Source organism: Mucilaginibacter sp. P2_A5, from assembly GCF_056404995.1.
The window spans coordinates 150,931-168,211 of record NZ_JBFUCY010000003.1 but is presented as its reverse complement, the minus strand read 5'-3'; the positions used below and the strand labels follow the sequence as shown (position 1 = coordinate 168,211).

15 protein-coding genes are annotated in these 17,281 nt (G+C 42.4%); 8 read left to right on the top strand and 7 right to left on the bottom strand.

Annotation, left to right across the window (positions count from 1 at the left end; all coding sequences use genetic code 11):
* Positions 1–92 precede the first annotated feature (92 nt).
* The 3 genes from porV to AC1DXF_RS03940 are packed head-to-tail and all read left to right on the top strand — an operon-like array spanning position 93 to position 2,127.
* A complete protein-coding gene (gene porV, locus AC1DXF_RS03950) occupies positions 93–1,262 on the top strand; it encodes a type IX secretion system outer membrane channel protein PorV (RefSeq protein ID WP_477446338.1) in 1,170 nt (389 codons plus the stop codon).
* Positions 1,263–1,264: 2 nt separating this feature from the next.
* Complete coding sequence (gene ispF / locus AC1DXF_RS03945) at positions 1,265–1,747, top strand: 2-C-methyl-D-erythritol 2,4-cyclodiphosphate synthase (protein WP_477446336.1); 483 nt, start codon at positions 1,265–1,267, stop codon at positions 1,745–1,747.
* Positions 1,748–1,755: 8 nt separating this feature from the next.
* Positions 1,756–2,127 carry a pentapeptide repeat-containing protein gene (locus AC1DXF_RS03940; RefSeq protein ID WP_477446334.1) on the top strand — a complete coding sequence of 124 codons (372 nt, stop codon included), beginning with the start codon at positions 1,756–1,758 and terminating at the stop codon, positions 2,125–2,127.
* A gap of 110 nt (positions 2,128–2,237) precedes the next feature.
* Here the strand turns inward: AC1DXF_RS03940 and AC1DXF_RS03935 are convergent, their stop codons facing one another.
* The 3 genes from AC1DXF_RS03935 to AC1DXF_RS03925 form a co-directional block, all read right to left on the bottom strand.
* Positions 2,238–5,690 carry a trifunctional glycoside hydrolase family 18/polysaccharide deacetylase/glycosyltransferase family 2 protein gene (locus tag AC1DXF_RS03935; protein ID WP_477446332.1) on the bottom strand — a complete coding sequence of 1,151 codons (3,453 nt, stop codon included), beginning with the start codon at positions 5,688–5,690 and terminating at the stop codon, positions 2,238–2,240.
* 67 nt (positions 5,691–5,757) lie between these two features.
* Entirely contained in the window at positions 5,758–5,919 is a 162-nt protein-coding gene (locus AC1DXF_RS03930) for a FeoB-associated Cys-rich membrane protein (RefSeq protein WP_477446330.1), read from the bottom strand.
* A 58-nt stretch (positions 5,920–5,977) separates the two neighbouring features.
* Positions 5,978–7,171 (bottom strand): hypothetical protein, encoded by a 1,194-nt coding sequence (locus tag AC1DXF_RS03925; RefSeq protein ID WP_477446328.1) that lies wholly within the window; start codon positions 7,169–7,171, stop codon positions 5,978–5,980.
* Positions 7,172–7,727: 556 nt separating this feature from the next.
* On the opposite strand from AC1DXF_RS03925, the gene AC1DXF_RS03920 reads away from it, so the two are divergent.
* Genes AC1DXF_RS03920 through AC1DXF_RS03910 form a run of 3 tightly spaced genes read left to right on the top strand, consistent with a single transcriptional unit; the run spans position 7,728 to position 9,495 of the window.
* Positions 7,728–8,729 (top strand): NAD(P)H-dependent glycerol-3-phosphate dehydrogenase, encoded by a 1,002-nt coding sequence (locus tag AC1DXF_RS03920; RefSeq protein ID WP_477446326.1) that lies wholly within the window; start codon positions 7,728–7,730, stop codon positions 8,727–8,729.
* Between the two features lie 31 nt (positions 8,730–8,760).
* Positions 8,761–9,105 (top strand): hypothetical protein, encoded by a 345-nt coding sequence (locus AC1DXF_RS03915; RefSeq protein ID WP_477446324.1) that lies wholly within the window; start codon positions 8,761–8,763, stop codon positions 9,103–9,105.
* 51 nt (positions 9,106–9,156) lie between these two features.
* Positions 9,157–9,495, top strand: coding sequence for a hypothetical protein (locus AC1DXF_RS03910; RefSeq protein WP_477446322.1), 339 nt, complete (start codon positions 9,157–9,159; stop codon positions 9,493–9,495).
* A gap of 316 nt (positions 9,496–9,811) precedes the next feature.
* Here the strand turns inward: AC1DXF_RS03910 and AC1DXF_RS03905 are convergent, their stop codons facing one another.
* The 3 genes from AC1DXF_RS03905 to AC1DXF_RS03895 all read right to left on the bottom strand — a co-directional run bounded on the left by AC1DXF_RS03905 (position 9,812) and on the right by AC1DXF_RS03895 (position 13,429).
* On the bottom strand, positions 9,812–11,662 hold the full coding sequence (locus tag AC1DXF_RS03905) for a DEAD/DEAH box helicase (RefSeq protein WP_477446320.1): 1,851 nt from the start codon (positions 11,660–11,662) through the stop codon (positions 9,812–9,814).
* 284 nt (positions 11,663–11,946) lie between these two features.
* Positions 11,947–12,834, bottom strand: a complete 888-nt coding sequence (locus AC1DXF_RS03900; protein WP_477446318.1) for a DUF4241 domain-containing protein — start codon at positions 12,832–12,834, stop codon at positions 11,947–11,949.
* 124 nt (positions 12,835–12,958) lie between these two features.
* Entirely contained in the window at positions 12,959–13,429 is a 471-nt protein-coding gene (locus AC1DXF_RS03895) for a DUF4293 domain-containing protein (protein ID WP_477446316.1), read from the bottom strand.
* Positions 13,430–13,681: 252 nt separating this feature from the next.
* Between AC1DXF_RS03895 and AC1DXF_RS03890 the strand changes: the two genes are divergently transcribed.
* The gene (locus AC1DXF_RS03890; protein WP_477446314.1) at positions 13,682–14,215 is read left to right on the top strand and encodes a DUF892 family protein; all 534 of its coding nucleotides are present in this window, start codon (positions 13,682–13,684) and stop codon (positions 14,213–14,215) included.
* Between the two features lie 235 nt (positions 14,216–14,450).
* Entirely contained in the window at positions 14,451–15,428 is a 978-nt protein-coding gene (locus AC1DXF_RS03885; protein ID WP_477446312.1) for a tRNA pseudouridine synthase A, read from the top strand.
* 82 nt (positions 15,429–15,510) lie between these two features.
* On the opposite strand, the gene AC1DXF_RS03880 is transcribed toward AC1DXF_RS03885, so the two are convergent.
* Positions 15,511–17,274 (bottom strand): ABC transporter ATP-binding protein, encoded by a 1,764-nt coding sequence (locus tag AC1DXF_RS03880; protein WP_477446310.1) that lies wholly within the window; start codon positions 17,272–17,274, stop codon positions 15,511–15,513.
* Positions 17,275–17,281 lie beyond the last annotated feature (7 nt).

Genomic DNA, 17,281 nt, shown 5'->3' with positions numbered 1-17,281 from the left:
AGCCGCTTGCAACAAAATGTCCCTCAAAAAAATCGGATGTAAATTATGAGCGTATATTTATCAATTAAAATAATAAAGCTAAATTGCACCCAATGAAGTTTTTTACATTTCGGAATATAGCCTTCTTATCATTGTATTTACTGCCATTTGCTGTTGTGGCGCAAACCAGTACTGATGGAAGCACGTACAGGGGATCGCGCGTTGAAGTGCCTTTTTTAAACATTACGCCCGATTCGCGTTCGGGCGCCATGGGCGAGGCCGGTGTTGCTATTTCGCCGGATGTTAACGCCAATTTCTGGAACCCCTCGAAGCTTGCTTTTGTTGAAAGTAACGATGCCCTTTCGCTGTCATATTCTCCATGGTTAAGGCACCTGGTGCCCGATATTAGTTTGTCGTACCTGAGTTATGCCCATAAAATAGATGATCGTAATACGCTGGGTGCCTCATTGCGTTATTTTAACTACGGATCGCTGCAATTAAATGATGATTTTTCAAATAGCCAGGGTACCTATACGCCCAATGAATTTTCGCTCGATGTTAGCTTTGCACGTAAGTTTGGCGAGAATTTTTCATTAGGCTTAACCGCCCGCTATATTCATTCAAGCATTTCCAGTGTGTCGTTTGCTACAGCTGGGTCAACCCAAACAGGCAGGGCGGGCAATGCTTTGGCTGCGGACATATCGATGTTTTATAAATCGACCTATGGCGATGATAACTTGTTTGCTTTTGGCGCCAACATATCCAACATCGGCACAAAAATTAGCTACACTACCAATGGCCCTAAGTATTTTTTACCTGCCAATTTAAAGTTAGGCGCTGCCAATACCTGGAACCTTGACGAAAATAACCAGATAACAGTTGCTTTTGACATCAACAAGTTGCTAGCGCCTACACCTCCTATAAAAGATGCCAACGGCACAATTATAAGCGGTAAAAATGATGATGTATCGGTACCATCGGGTATTTTTCAGTCATTTGGCGATGCTCCCGGTGGTTTTAGTGAGGAGATGAAAGAAATCAGCCTGTCGCCCGGCGCCGAGTACTGGTATAACAACCAATTTGCTATAAGGGCAGGTTATTTATATGAAAACCCAAGCAAAAGCGACAGGCGTTATGTAACCCTCGGTTTCGGCGTTAAATATGATATTTTTAAGTTCGATTTCTCATACCTGGCAGCCAGCCAGCAAAATAGTCCTTTGGCCAATACCTTGCGTTTTAGTTTGTCGGCAAGTTTTGGCGGTACTTCCAATGTGTCAAAATAATAATGGGTAAAATTAAAGTAGGGTTTGGTTTTGACGTTCACCAGTTGCGTGAGCAGCACCCATTTGTTTTAGGCGGGGTTAATTTAGAGCACCATTCAGGCGCTTACGGGCACTCAGATGCCGATGTACTTTTACATGCCATTTGCGACGCCTTGCTTGGTGCTGCTAACATGCGCGATATTGGTTTTCATTTCTCTAACACCGACAATCGTTGGAAAGGCATCAGCAGCCTCATCCTGCTTCAGCACGTTGTGGAATTGATAAAAGAGAAAGGCTTTAGCATTGGCAACATTGATGCTATGGTGTGCCTTGAAGCGCCAAAGATAAACCCGCACATCCCGGCTATGAAGGTTCATATAGCTAAAGCGGCATCTATCAGCGAGGATGATATCTCTATCAAAGCTACCACTAATGAGCAACTGGGCTTTATAGGCCGACAGGAAGGGGTTGTTGCCTACGCGGTTTGTTTGATTGAACGGGATTAAATTAGCTTATGACGGTATCTGACTTTTTACAATCTTATAAAGATGGCAATAGATACTTTTCAAAACTTGATTTTGAGTGTGAAGATGGATTTGCCAATCAGGATTTTACAGGCATTGTTTTTGAGAATTGCTTTTTATGGGTAGACTTTCGCAATAGTAACTTAACTAACGCTCAATTTATTCAGTGTAACATAAAAGAAATAGATTTAGAAGGTGCAAACCTGACAAACGCCACCATGACTAAATGTTTAATTGAAAGCGCTGGGTTTGCAAATGCGATTGTAGATGGATTTAAGTTTTTTGAAAATCACAGCTTTGGCGCCACTCTTGAACAAGAGGACTTTGAAAAGTTGTTGAGGCAGCAGGAAAATCGTCTTTAAAGCAGGATCATTGGAAAATCTCAAAAAAGACTTGCGAAGTTTTTGAAACTTCGCAAGTCTGGCTTATAAAGCAGCCCATTGCTATGAGGCATTGGCTATCGCACTTTACCTTACATATACCACTTTTTTACCAGCCAGAATACAATTGCGGCAATTATCAGCACGCTCACAATAATGTATATTATGGGGTTACTCTTTTGGTTGCCTTTAACATTTACATTCCCGGTCCGCTTTAATACGCCCCATCCGCTCAGTTCGCCTTTTAAGGCTTTACGCATCGATTTAAACAATACATAATACATCAGCTGCCTCCACAGGAAACGTTGCGGTATGATGTAGACAAGCTTCCTGTAATCTTCTTTTTCCATACGGAAGGCTATGATGCCCACTATAAAATCGATAACAACAAAAGCGAGATAATAAATGAGCATTTTCTCCGGCTTCTCGCCAAAAAGGGCAAAAATCATCATCAAATCTGCCAGCGGAGAGAACAGTGGTAATATAATCTGGAAGATGAGGATATTGGGCATGCCCACCATCCCGAAGAATTTATATTTTTTGTTAAAAAGCGCGTCGCGGTTTTTCCAAAAGCTTTGGATAACCCCAAAACTCCAGCGGAAACGTTGTTTAAGCAGCATGTTAATGGTTTCCGGCGCTTCGGTATAAGCAATAGCCTCGGCACAATTTCTTACAATATAGCCCTGTTTAAGGATGCGCATGGTTAAATCGCAATCCTCGGCCAGGGTATCATAAGTAAAGCCCCCGGCACGGAAAATGGCCGATTTGCGGAATGCCCCGATAGCCCCCGGTACAACAGTGATGCTGTTGATCAAATCAAAAGCGCGGCGATCCATGTTTTGGGCGGTAATGTATTCTATTGATTGCCAGCGGGTAATAATATTAGTTTCGTTTCCAACTTTTACGGTACCTGCCACAGCGCCAATTTCCTCATCGGTAAAGTAGCTCATCAAATGATAAATGGCATCGTTTTTTAGTTGTGTATCTGCATCAATACAAACTACAAAATCGCTGGTGGCATGGGTTATACCAAAGTTTAGGGCCGATGCTTTACCGCCGTTGGGCTTGGTGAATATTTTAACCAGCGGATGGCCTTCATAAGCGGCAGATACTACTTCAAACGTTTTATCCTTTGATCCGTCGTCAACAAAAATAATTTCAAAAACGGGGTATTCGGTTTTTAATAAACTTTGTATGGTGGCAACCGCATTTATCTCTTCGTTATAGGCCGGTACAATAATACTTACCGGGGGCAGCGGCAAATTATCGCCGCGCAGTTTTACCGTTTTTTTGTTCTCGCTGTTTTGCCTTACCGCCAGTATAGCAATCAAAACAATACGGCCAATGGCCAGGAATATAGCCGATAAAAACACATATATCAAAAACCAGTTGAAATAATAATAGGCATGCACCGCAACATCATACAAAGGGCCAAAAATGCCCGTATGGTCGTCTTTTACAACGGGCATCAGGTCATCCTTGGTTTTGTCGAGCACATCGGCAATGGTGGTAAACTCGTAGCCATGCGTTTTAAAGTAATGAATAATGGCGGGCAATGCCTTTACCGTCTCTTCGCGGGTATCGCCGCCGGCATCGTGCAGCAATATCATCGATCCGTTGCCTGCCTGCCTTATGGTACGGGCTACAATGCTATCGGCTGTTACACCGGGCTGCCAGTCCCACGGGTCGATAGATTCGCCAATAGTGATGTAGCTTTGCCTGCGGCTTTCGGCAACAGGGATAACTTCGGCAAGCGTTTCGGGTTCAGCATCGGCGTTAAACGGCGGGCGGAACAATATGGTACTGCGGCCCGTAACCGATTCGATGATTTTGCGGGTGGCATTTAATTCCAGCACCACGCGCTGCAGGCTTACGGTTGATATATCCGGGTGAAAAAACGTGTGGTTTCCAATTTCATAACCTTCCTCATAAATGCGCCTGAGAATGGCTATATTTTTTTCGGCCATGGAGCCCACCACGAAGAAAGAGGCCGGCACTTTTTCTTTTTTAAGGATATCAAGAATGCGCGGGGTAAAATCCGGGTCGGGGCCATCATCAAAGGTTAAAACAACTTTTTTTGGCTTGTACCCATACTTACGGATCATGTATTTGGTGGGTAGCTTTTTATATTGCTGATAGGTTATATTATAACTGATGGTATCCAGCCTTACCGTAATTTCTCCGGTTTGTGGTGTTGTTATCAGGTCGAGCACCTCACCATCGCCATCATATTCAACGTTTTTACGGTTGTTTAAACCTACTGAGGTCAACTTTTTCAGGTCGACGCCCGTTTTACGCAGCGAATCAATAGACAGGTTTTTCTGGAAGAACGACCATAGTCTTGGGTCTTCGGTACCCATCCGCCACAAGGCCACGCCGCCGGTTGCCCAGTCATCGGCCATGCGGATGACGTTAAAGTTGGTAGCAGCGTCGGCAAAATAAATGGTATGGTCAAGGCTATCCTTATCCATATAGGTGAAATGAGAATTGGCCGAAGCCGGATCAAACGTGATCTTGCTTTGGTTTTCTTCGGCGGTACTGATAGCCTGCTGATAACCTATAGATTTGCCGATGCTGGTTTCGCGCCAGTCATAGGCGCCGCCTGCAAAGGTTAATATAATTTTTTCGCTGGGTACTTTGCTGCACACCTCATCCAGTATCTGCTCAACCCAGTGCTGGTTTGATAAGTCGCCGGGATTGCTCAATTCATTATGCTCGTCAATGGCCATAATGAACAGGAAATCGTTAACATGCTGCAGTCTCACAATATCATAGGCCTCGTCTTCGGGTACTACGTTTTGCGTAACCAGGAAACCCTTAGCCTTTAACGTTTTATAAAGCTCGGTTTGAAAAGCTATATAAGTTTTGCTGTTGCGGTCTTTAATTTCGTCCAGATCGACGTTGATGCCTTTAAACTTATATTTTGTAAGCGCGTTTGCGATGCTGTTGATAAAGCCGGTACGCAAAGCAGGGCTTTTAAAAATGCGTTCAACATCATAGCTATCGTAACCACCTTCCTGGTTGTTTTTATTTACGTAGTTTGATAGCGTGAGTACAATGGGCCTGTTGTATTTTTTATTGACATTGATGAGCCCGGTATCAACTTTGGTAATTACCGTATCAACACCCGGAAGGATAGAAAAACCTTCACTTACCACCATATCCAGCTTTGGCATGTTATCCAGTAACGAATAGTAGGCCTGCGGCTCCCATGGCCGGTAAAAGGCAACGTTCAGGCGGTCTTTATTGTTGGGATGTTTGCGTTGATGTTGCCGTTTTGCACGTTCAAGGGCCTCAATTTCGCCTTTCTGTATTTTGAACGACCGGTATTTGGTTGATCGCTTGATTTGTGCAAGCTCCTCCTTCGACATTTTTTTTGGCGCCAGGTCAAGGCTTGGCAGGCTGGGGTAATAGGTTGATTTAATGGTAACTATTACAGCAATAATACCTATTACCAAAAATACAAGCAGTATACGGCTAAGCCATTTAAAGCGGTTCCATCTGCCTGGTGAATCTGCCTGAAAAATTTGCTTATTTGAAGACATTAAGTGAGATTACTTCTGGTTAAAAGTATAGGTAACAAATGAAGATATGATGAATGGATGTTGCAGGTTATTTGTTTGTTTTGCCAGGTTCGATGCCCGAAAAATCAACGCCGCATTTGCAATTGCCACCACAGCTTTTTTTTGCCGTAAGGCTTTTATATAGCATACGGCCAATGTAAAAAATAGCGGCGGCAAAAAGAACAATAACTAAAATTACCTGGATGTTCATGGTGCAAAAATACTTAATTTTTAATATATACGTACAAACGCTGTTGATAGTATATAGTTTAACGCGGCATAAAGGCAATTGTTCCGCCAACCCAGTCAAAATCTTTATTATATCGTACGCCAATCATTTTCCCGCGGCTTAAGCGGGCCAGGTTTATGGCCAATGTAGGTTTTTCATCGCCGTTTGGCCATAAATACAAGAGCCTTATTTCGGCTTTAACGCCGCCGTTGGGCGATTGTACAACAGGTTCATAATTAACTTTTTGCTGTAATATCCAGTTTTCGGGCTCTTTAATGCTGCGGATGTCATCCAATGTAACATCGATGATTACGCCCTGGCCGGCAAAAGAAAACAAGGGTTTTAATACGTAGTTTTCCAGGTCGGCCGGCAGGTAATCTATCCGGTGCAAAAACTGTGTTTTGGGGATGTAATCGCCGCTTAAAAAAGGCATCGTAAATTTACTGATGCGGTAAAACCAATTGGGATGGGTTATCCACTCTACCTCAAAGGGTTTCCTGATATCAACAACCTTTTCAAAAATTTCCGGATCGTTGTCAATTTCATCAAAAATCAAACGGTTATAAATACGTTTGATCAATTTTTTTTCGCCGTTTGATTTGTAAAACAACTGGTTGCCTTCCTGTATCAGGTCGGTTAACGAAACTACCGGCACGCCAAGGTGTTTTTCGGTAAGATAAAAATCGACCGCCGTTTTTTGTTCGGGGGCATTTACATCCATTAAAACCACTTCGCCTGGGTTGCAATCGCCAATAATTGTTTTCCTGAGCAGGTCAATATAGCCGTCCCTGTTCATTCCATTAAAATAAGTAGTTTCATCAGCGGCAATATCAAAAACATCCGCATAAACATCGCCCAATAAAACCTGGAACCCGTATAAGGATGGAAAGCCTTGCATTTCTATCAGCTTGGGCACAATATTGCCATCTTCATCCTTGCATACGCCAAAATCGAGCGCTATAAAGTGAGGGTGATCGTTTTCATTGGCAACACGCCATTTATCGGGGATTGCCCGTTCGGTAAGTTCCTTAAAATCGGGCCGGAGGATAGTGCCTACAATATCGTTACCGGCGGCAATCAACCTGTCGCGAAAATCTGCAGTCAAAAAAACAGGCGTCTCGGCCACACGGAATTGCACAGGATTGTGCAAGCCATCATTCAGCTTTGTTAAAAACTCCTGGTATTTGGCATCGGTAAAGGCCTCGTTAAATGTTTTCCTGGCTGATGGGTTCATAGATAAAAAATAAAGTTTAATACCCCTGTTATGCTGAGGAACGAAGCATCTGTTCGCCACTTTTCGGGCGGTGATGCATGTTGGCCAACAGATCCTTCGTTCCTACTTATGGCATATTCAATTTCCTGTCATCCTGAGGAACGAAGGATCTATCAGCTGTGCATGACCGATAGAAAAGTTCGCGAATAGATCCTTCGTGCCTCAGGATGACAGTCTTTTATTTTTGTATGTCATTTCCCCTTCAGAATCCCCGGATTTTACAACTCAGGACGACAGCGCTTTCCAGCTACGAGCTTATAAACAAACTTAACCAATTTAGTTTATCATTTTAAAAGTCCTTTATCTTTAACCCTTATTCAAAAATACTTTGCCATTCACCTTTCATCACCGCTCACCCTTCACCTTTTTCTATCCTTCACCTTTCACCTTTGGCCTTTCACCTTTCACCTTTTACCTTTCACCTTTCCCCTTTAGCCTTTCCCCTTATATAAATAAAAATTACTTAATTTGCCCATCATTAAAACCTAAACCGGGCATTACTACTTTAGTTTATTAAATGTATAAGAAAAAGATAACCGTTGTTGGCGGCGGAAGCTGGGCTACAGCCAATGTGAAGATGTTGGTTGATAATACTACAGAAAAAGAGGTTTTTTGGTGGATGCGGAATGCGCAGGCTGTAGATCATTTGCATAAGTTTGGCCATAACCCTTACTATTTAAGTTCGGTTGAAATTAAGTTACCTAAAGAAAATATATCAACAGATTTAAAATCATTAATACAGGCAGCTGATATTGTGTTGCTAAATGTACCGGCTGCTTTTTTAAAAGAAGCGCTAACGGGCATTAGCCCCGCAGATTTGGCCGGTAAAAAAGTTGTATCGGCTATAAAGGGTATAGTGCCCGACGAGAATTTAATTATCGGCGAGTTTTTAAACCAAAAATATCATATCCCCTTTGAGGATTTTATAGTGATAAGCGGGCCCTGCCACGCCGAAGAGGTCGCGTTAGAAAAACTGTCCTACCTTACCATTGCATCGGGCGACGCAGCTTTGGCCACGGAGTTTGCAGGCCTGATTAACACCCGTTATATTAAAACCAACGTATCTGATGATATTTATGGTACCGAATGGGGGGCTGTGCTAAAAAACGTATATGCTATTGCCGGTGGTATTTGCCATGGGATAGGCTATGGTGATAATTTCCAGTCGGTGCTGATATCAAACGCGATACGTGAGCTGGAAAGGTTTGTTGATGTAGTGCACCCCATTAACCGGGATATTAAAGAATCGGCCTACCTGGGCGATTTGCTGGTTACCGCTTACTCGCAGTTTAGCCGTAACCGTACTTTTGGTAATATGATAGGGAAGGGGTACACGGTTACATCGGCCCAACTGGAAATGAATATGATAGCCGAAGGGTATTATGCAGTAAATTGCCTACAGCAGGTTAACAAGCAGTACAAGGTAAATATGCCCATTTGCGATGCCGTTTATGCTATTTTGTATCAAAAACGCTCGCCTGTGGTCGAAATGAGGAATTTGGCAGAAAAATTGAGTTAGTTGATACAACACTAACTCAATTTTACATACCATGAAAAATCTATTCAAAATTGCAATGTTTGCTGCAGGTACATTTATGATAGCCCCGGCCTTTGCACAAACCCATAAAGACACCACACTTGGCGATAAGATAAGTACAACTTCAAAAAAAGTTGTGCACAAAACCACAGTGACCGCTAAAAAAGTTGGCAACAAAACATCTGAAATTGCGGCCAACGGCGAATCGCGGATAGTTGATAAAAAGTATGAAGGCAAGGTTGCGCCCGGCAACCATAATGTTTATATTGATAAAAACGCTCATTATTACTACATTAACAAAAAAGGCCACCGGGTGTACATCAAAAAATCTCAGATGATTGATAAGCCTGTTCAGTAAAAAATTGTATCTTAACGGTGCCTGTAAGGGTTTTAGTTCAAACTACCTGTCATGAAGAAATATCAATTAACATTTGTGTGCACCATTTGCGCCCTCCTGTTGTTTTCGTTTGCCTGTAACAGCAACCAGGGAGCAAGTAACCCGGTTAACAAAAAGCTGATAGGTAAGTGGAAATCAAAGGATGGAGCAACCAAGCTGGAGATTACAGAAAAAGGTTTTACTACCGACGACGGCCAGCCGGTTACCGAAGATTATTTTGTGCTGAAGGATACCATTTTTACATCGTACCAGGGTAGCCGCCCCTATACTAAATTCCTGATCAAAAACCTGGACGACCACAAGCTTACGCTGTTTTATCCCGATTCGGATATGGTTGAGTTTGCAAGGTAGGTGATTGAAAAGGTGAAAGGTGAAAGGTGAAACGGGGGGCTTACATAAAACAAAAGCCCTCATGCTGGCGGCATTGAAGGCTTTGTTAACAAAACTAAACTAAAACTCGCTCCCTTACCACGGAAGCCCATGAAAACTATCTTTTATTCAGTAGTAAGTATTTAGTATCAAGTATCAAGACAGCTTCAATTTGTTTTCTATTGTCTTGCTACTTGCTACTTACTACTTGATACTAAGATCAAGTAACAAAACAACTTCAAATCGTTTTCAATTGTCTTGCTACTTGCTACTTGATACTTACTACTTGATACTAACTTTAAAATCTTCTTTTACGTTCCGGGCGATCTTCGCGGGGTTTGCCCGAGAAATCACGGAAGCCACCACTACGACGGTCACCGCCGCCTGAGTTGCTTCTTTCGCCACCACGGTAACCGCCGCCTTCTCTGCGTTCGCCACCACGGTAACCGCCACCGCCTTCGCGACGCTCGCCACCACGGTAACCACCACCGCTTTCACGACGGTCGCTGGTACCTTCTCCGGATACTTCTATCCTTACAGGGCGACCTTTGTATTCGGCATCCTTAAAGCCGGCGCTCACTTTTTCTACATCCTCGTTAGGAACTTCGAAGAAAGAATAAACACCTTTAACATCTATTTTACCAACACTACGGCCGCTAATTTTTGATGTGTTGCAAATGTAACCCAGCAGGTCGCCGCGGTTAAATTCATCAACAGAACCTAAGTTTATAAATAAACGAGTGTAAGCAGATGGTCCGCTTGGTGCACCACGCTCGCCACGGTCACCGCGATCGTCTCTGTCTCTGCGGCCGCCTTCCTCAACGCTTGCGTTAAGGTCTGGTGCGTTTTTGTAATAATCAAGGAAACGGTTAAATTCAATTGATGCAAAGCGTTTTATAAACTCTTCTTTGCTCATGTCCTTAAACTCGTCCATAATACGCGGGATGTATTGCTCAATTTGTTGCTCATTAACCTGTACGTTATGTACTTTGTGAACAATAGAGAATAATTGTTTTTCGCAAACATCAAACCCGGTTGGTATTTCGGCTTTAACAAAGCGTTTACCCAGGGTGCGCTCAATCTGGCGTATTTTACCTAATTCTTTGGCGTTGATGATGCTGATAGATACACCTGTTTTACCTGCACGGGCTGTACGGCCGCTACGGTGGGTGTAGTTTTCAACCTCATCAGGTAACGAGTAGTTAATAACGTGTGTTACATCATTAACATCAATACCACGTGCGGCAACATCAGTAGCAATTAACAATTGCAGGCTGCGCTCGCGGTAACGTTTCATCACCTTATCGCGTTGTTGTTGGGACAGGTCGCCATGTAAAGAATCGGCATTGTAACCATCTTTTATCAGGGCTTCTGCAATATCCTGAGTTTCAATTTTGGTACGGCAAAATACGATACCAAAAATATCAGGATTAAAATCAACAATACGTTTAAAAGCGGCATACTTATCACGGGCACGTACAATATAGTACTCGTGCTCAATGTTGGCATTGCCGGTGTTTTTTGTGCCCATGGTAAGCTCAAACGGCTCATTCATGTACTTTTTCGCTATACGGCGAACTTCAGTTGGCATGGTGGCCGAAAACAGCCAGGTTTTTTTCTCGTCCGGAGTGGTAGATAAGATATTATCAATGTCTTCCTGAAAGCCCATATTGAGCATTTCATCAGCTTCATCCAATACTACAAATTTTACCTTCGAAAAATCTATCGCCTTACGGTTAATGATATCAAGCATACGGCCCGGAGTGGCCACAACGATCTGTACGCCGCGTTTAATCTGGCGTAACTGATCCATGATGCTTGCTCCGCCATAAACGGCTACAACGTGAACGTTGTCCATTTTTTTGGAGTAATTTTTAATGTCGTTCGTGATCTGTAAACAAAGTTCACGTGTTGGGCATAAAACAAGTGCCTGTGGATGATTTTCTTCAAAATCCAACAGCTCTAATAATGGTAGGCCAAAGGCAGCAGTCTTACCGGTCCCGGTTTGGGCTAATCCGACAAAATCGTTGCTGCCTGTTAACAATACCGGAATTGACTGTTCCTGGATTGGCGTTGGGTTTTCAAACCCTAACTCAGAGATGGCATTAACAATATCATGACGGATTCCCAGTTGAATAAATGGGTTCATGAATTAAAATAACGAATTTGGCAACATCGCCAAATCGGGCGCAAAGATAGCGTTAATATTTTGCAAAAGCAATAAGTATATGTAATCAAAATTGCTTTTGCCGTATCTATTTTGATTTTGGTGTTAATGGCCTTTAAAATAGCAACTTAATTATGGATTTTGTAATTTTTAATCCGACTTTAAGGTAGTGAATTGTGTTAAGTGCGTTTTAATGTATCCCTGGTTACCTTGTTTTTAGAAATTATGAGGGAACGTCATGATGAAAATAAAGAAGATTTGTGTCCTCATTGTTTTTCGGCGGGTAGTAGCAAAACAAAAAAGTCAACCACTAATGAAACCACTTCGTTATCCTTCGTCATACCCCAGTATGCCGGATAAGTTCCATCTCCATACCCCGATCGAAACATCATCATATTATTGCTCGTATTTGGAATTTTGAAATTTATCCAGTCGCCGGCATCGTCTGGATTATTTGGTTCTTTTGCATTCTTTTTAAATTCAGCTGCAAGGACATCATCGTAAATATCTCCACCTGGATTCTTAACCATTAAATTTTTGACAAAGTTATTATAGTCAATGCCTGCGTTATAATCAAAAAAACCTGCTAATCCGGCGTCAACAGGAAATCCAAAATAGTCATCTTCATGTTTCAATTTAGAAATATCTTCGCCGTCTCGCGTAGCAAGAACCCACTTGTCTGCCTTTTTTGAGCTGAACTCTAATTTGGCAACTGCATACCTGTCTCCCGATTGTTTAGTTTTCGCTATATATATTTTAACCGGATATTTTCCTGGTCTAACAGTTTTAGTCAATGGTGGTGTATTTGGAAGAACAAGAGGGTCACAAACGACAATTCTCCCCGTTGGAATATTAAGTTTACCTATTTCGAAAAGCTCAACCGCGACACCATCAACAATATCGTTTTCAAAAATCTTGTTATAATCTGCCTGGGATAATCTTTCCGTCTGCTTGGTTTTACTCTTAACAATCGTGAGTTTTTTCCCCTTGTTTTGATGTACTGGATTAGAACAACCCGCAATTATTAGAACAGGTATTAGTATAAGGCTTCTTATTGTCAGACCGCCGCCAATGATTTGATTATAACCGGAGCTTTTGGCGTTAAAATTCAACTGAGATAGAAATTTTAACTTTTTACTTTTAGCAGATTTCATAACAAACCCATTACATAATTTTATATAAATGTAATGGATTTATTACGCCAAATGGAATACCCGTTAATACGTAATTATAAGGTATTGTATGTAAGTTGTAAAAATGAAGTTGTGGTGGTGTTTACTATCTTAACCTATCGGCCGATTTAATCAGCTTTTCATCATTTTTAATGCCCTTGGTAGCCAATAGCAGCATAACAATGCTTATTGACGTTAGGAACAGCCCAATGCCCATGGTGTGCGTATCCAACTGAACGCCTTCGCCTACCGCTTTTTTTACGGTTTGCGCCATCCAGAAGCTGTACCCGAACAATACCAGTATAGCGCCGTAGCAAAAAGCCAGTTGCTGTTTGCGGTTTTTGAAAAGGAAAATTATAACCAGTGGAATAAGCGCGACTACAGCAGTTATGGCCGTAAGCGCAGTGAATGATTCGATGCTTTTTTTCACGCCGTTAACATCCTGAAAAATGCCGGTAACCATAATAGTTACCGAAGCATTATTTACATAAACGTTATGGGCCAGCGGGAAGAAGTAAAGGGCAAATAAAACCAGGCTGGCAGCAAGCAGGTAAATGCTTTGTATTCGTTGTAGCATAATATTAAAATTATAATGGCAAATATAGTGTTGTTAAGTTAAAAAGTTTGTAGCGATGAGTTATAAGTTAGCCTTCTAATTTTTTGTATACTTTTTGTTATTTTTTGAATTTTTTTGCACGGTTCCCGATATTTTTAGTTGGGCGCTAATCCCTTTTTGCATGTTTTGAGTTATTTTTAATAATAGTAAAGTTTGCTTTTTATGATAATTATTATAGTATATTTAAACAGATTTTCTAATAACTATTAAGTAATGACCCCAAGCCCTGATAAAAACCTATCGCCCCAGGAGGTAAAGTTTGAAGACGCGCACCTTAAAAAAATATTCCTCGAACATTTAAACAGTATTTATTGCGGCAAGCAGCACCTTATTCACTTTTTTGAGGAGATAAAAACACTGGCGACACTGCAATATTTGAAAAACGCCATACAGGATTGCAGCGACGATGCCGAAAACCAGATAACGCATATCGACGGCATATTTAACGCCATAGGCGAAGATCAATCAAAAATAAGCGTGCTGGGCATGAAAGCCATGACGCTGGAGGCCTATATAACCGCAATCCGGTCGGGCAAAACGCCTATGGAGCGTGATGTGTTTATTGTATTTTACCTGCAACTGGTTGAAGGGATTGAGGTTACCTATTTTAAAGTGCTAAAGAACCTGGCCAAGGCAATAGGTTACAGCAACACTTTTTTAGATAAACCATTTAACCAGGCAGTTGAAGATAAGCTGATGTTTGAAGGGATTTATAAAGAATATATAGCCCAGCCATCTGCCGGTTAGGCAACAGCTTTCGGTGAAAAATGAAAAACATTTAATTTGTTGATTATCAGGAATAAAGGTGTTCCATGTTGTGTTTTTGCTAAAGTGTAAGGTGTTGATAATCAGGTGTAAGGCGTTCCAGAGCGTTCCACTTGATCCACGCGTTCCGGTGGAACGCTTTTGGTATTTTCAACTATTGGATGCTTTGACCAAATTAATGAAACCCCAACCCCGCGATAATAATTAACTTTGCCGCGTGACGGCTAAACAACGCTACTTTATTGAACTGGCTTATGATGGCACAGCCTATCATGGCTGGCAGGTGCAACAAAACGCCCACAGCGTTCAGGAAGCGCTAAACAAAGCGTTAAGCACCATCCTGCGCCAACCTATCGAAACTACCGGCTGCGGCCGTACCGATACCGGTGTACATGCCAAAGAGTTTTTCGCTCATTTTGATGCGGTTGAAGAGGTTCATGGTTCATCGTTCATGGATCATGGTGGGGAGGGAGGAGTTCATGGTTCATCGTTCATGGATCATGGTAAGGAGGGGGATGTTCATGGTGGGGAGGGAGGAGTTCATGGTTCATTGTTCATGGATCATGGTAAGGAGGGGGATGTTCATGGTGATGAAGCTGCTTCGTCCATGAACTATGAACTATCAACCATGAACCCATCTGCCATGAACCATGAACCATCAACCATGAACCCATTCGCCATGAACCAAAAAATCCGAGGCCTCAATTCTATTTTGCCTGCTGATATCGCCATAAAAAACATTATCCCTGTTGGCCCTGGTGCACATGCCCGGTTTGATGCTACGTTGCGCTCATATCAATACCATGTTCATTTTAATAAAGATCCATTTTTAAGGGGATATTCCTGGCAGCTGCGTGATGTGCCGGATATGGAACTGATGAACCAGGCTGCGGCAGTGATGATGGGTTATATCGATTTTAGCTGTTTCAGTAAATCAAATACCCAGGTAAAAACCAATAACTGTAAAATAAGCCGCGCCGAATGGGTGAAAACGGAGCAGGGTATGGTATTCCATATTTCGGCCGACAGGTTTTTGCGCAACATGGTACGTGCCATAGTAGGCACCCTGATGATGGTAGGCCGCAAAGAGATAGCACCCGAAGCCGTAAGGCAGATCATTGAAAGCAAAAATCGCTCAAATGCGGGCATGAGCGTACCGGCCTGCGGGCTGTATTTAGCGGAAGTGAAATATTAGCGCCCTAAAGCCCTAAAGGCAACTATTACCGGGATAACAGCGACTGCCTGGGCACAACGTTTAAAAGCGCTTGCAGATAACTTTATTCCACTTCCACGGTTATCTTCTCGCCTATTTGCTGCCTCCACATGGCATAATATAAACCCTTTTGGGCTATCAGCTCCAGGTGGCGGCCCGATTCAATAATGCGGCCCTTTTCGAGCACGTAAATGCAGTCGGCATGCATAATGGTGGATAAGCGGTGGGCTATCAGGATAGTAATGTGATTTTCGTGTTCGGATACGTTACGGATGGTTTCGGTAATCTCCTCTTCGGTTATCGAATCTAACGATGAGGTAGCCTCGTCAAATACCAATATATCAGGCCGGCGTAACAGCGCGCGGGCTATCGAGAGACGCTGTTTCTCGCCGCCGGATACTTTTACGCCGCCCTCGCCAATAACCGTGCTCAGGCCTTTATCTGCCCTTGCAAGCAGGGTTTGGCAAGCAGCGCGGTGCAATACGTTCATGCATTCCTCATCTGTCGCATCCGGGCGTACAAACAGCAGGTTTTCGCGGATGGTGCCCGAGAATAGTTGTGTATCCTGGGTTACAAAACCAATTTTTTCGCGCAGCTGATCAAGATCAATCTCCTTGCTTAAAATATTGTTGTATAAAACATCGCCCTCCAAAGGCTGATACAAGCCAACCAACAGTTTTACCAATGTAGTTTTACCCGAGCCGGAGGGGCCCACAAAAGCAATGGTTTCGCCGGTATTAGTTTCAAAGCTGATGTGATTAAGCGCGTTGCGGTTGGCAGTTAAATGCTTAAAAGTAACGTTGCTGAAGGTTAGGGTGCTAACTTTTTCTACAAGGACAGGTTTTTCGGGCTTTTTATCGATGGGAGTGCTTAATATAGATTTAAAGTTTCCGAGTGAAACCTCGGCTTCTCTCCACGATTGTATCACATTCCCTAACTCCTGCAATGGGTTAAACAAGAAAAAAGAGTAGAAAAGAAATTTTAAATAATCTCCCGGTGTTAAAGAGCCTTTAAAAATCAGCACTAATAAAATCACAACCATGGCACTGCGCACAAAATTCACAGTGGTGCCTTGTACAAAGCTCATGCTGCGCACGTATTTCACTTTTTTCAGTTCCAGGTCGAGTATCTTGTAGGTCGTGTTATTCAGTCTTTCTATTTCCTGCTTAGCCAAACCTAAACTTTTTACCAATTCGATGTTTCTTAGCGATTCTGTAGTCGAACCTGCCAATGCTGTAGTTTGCGATACTATATTTTTTTGGATACCTTTTATTCGTTTACTTAAAGCCATACTTACAAAAGTAATAATGGGTATAGCTGCAAAATAAACTACGGTAACCATATAGTTTACCTTTAATGAGTATACAATAACAAATATCATTCCCACCAGGCTCACAAAAAGCACACTGATAAACGAAGTGATAAATTTTTCAGAATCCAAGCGCACTTTTTGCAAAATACCCAACGTTTCGCCGCTACGCTGATCTTCAAAAACCTGGTAGGGTAATTCGAGCGAGTGACGCAGGCCATCGGCGTACATCTCGGCACCAACTTTTTGAGTAATAATATTGGTAAAATAATCCTGAAAATTTTTTGCAATCCGCGATACCATGGCAGCGCCAATTGCCAATCCAACAAGGCCTAAAGAACCGTAAAAACGATACTCAAATGTGTGAATTTTCTGATCCTTGGGTATTATATAAGTATCCATGATATTACCTGTAATCATAGGGTCGAGCAGTGAAAAGCCTATGTTTACACCAGCGAGTACCAAAGCAAGCACAACCACCCAGCGGTGCTTTTTTAAATAAGAAAGTAGTATATTCATGTTTCGG

Bases quoted from the DNA above. Each gene is read 5' to 3' on its own strand.
- porV (WP_477446338.1), top strand. From the start codon at position 93: ATGAAGTTTTTTACATTTCGGAATATAGCCTTCTTATCATTGTATTTA.
- ispF (WP_477446336.1), top strand. From the start codon at position 1,265: ATGGGTAAAATTAAAGTAGGGTTTGGTTTTGACGTTCACCAGTTGCGT.
- AC1DXF_RS03940 (WP_477446334.1), top strand. From the start codon at position 1,756: ATGACGGTATCTGACTTTTTACAATCTTATAAAGATGGCAATAGATAC.
- AC1DXF_RS03935 (WP_477446332.1), bottom strand. From the start codon at position 5,690: ATGTCTTCAAATAAGCAAATTTTTCAGGCAGATTCACCAGGCAGATGG.
- AC1DXF_RS03930 (WP_477446330.1), bottom strand. From the start codon at position 5,919: ATGAACATCCAGGTAATTTTAGTTATTGTTCTTTTTGCCGCCGCTATT.
- AC1DXF_RS03925 (WP_477446328.1), bottom strand. From the start codon at position 7,171: ATGAACCCATCAGCCAGGAAAACATTTAACGAGGCCTTTACCGATGCC.
- AC1DXF_RS03920 (WP_477446326.1), top strand. From the start codon at position 7,728: ATGTATAAGAAAAAGATAACCGTTGTTGGCGGCGGAAGCTGGGCTACA.
- AC1DXF_RS03915 (WP_477446324.1), top strand. From the start codon at position 8,761: ATGAAAAATCTATTCAAAATTGCAATGTTTGCTGCAGGTACATTTATG.
- AC1DXF_RS03910 (WP_477446322.1), top strand. From the start codon at position 9,157: ATGAAGAAATATCAATTAACATTTGTGTGCACCATTTGCGCCCTCCTG.
- AC1DXF_RS03905 (WP_477446320.1), bottom strand. From the start codon at position 11,662: ATGAACCCATTTATTCAACTGGGAATCCGTCATGATATTGTTAATGCC.
- AC1DXF_RS03900 (WP_477446318.1), bottom strand. From the start codon at position 12,834: ATGAAATCTGCTAAAAGTAAAAAGTTAAAATTTCTATCTCAGTTGAAT.
- AC1DXF_RS03895 (WP_477446316.1), bottom strand. From the start codon at position 13,429: ATGCTACAACGAATACAAAGCATTTACCTGCTTGCTGCCAGCCTGGTT.
- AC1DXF_RS03890 (WP_477446314.1), top strand. From the start codon at position 13,682: ATGACCCCAAGCCCTGATAAAAACCTATCGCCCCAGGAGGTAAAGTTT.
- AC1DXF_RS03880 (WP_477446310.1), bottom strand. From the start codon at position 17,274: ATGAATATACTACTTTCTTATTTAAAAAAGCACCGCTGGGTGGTTGTG.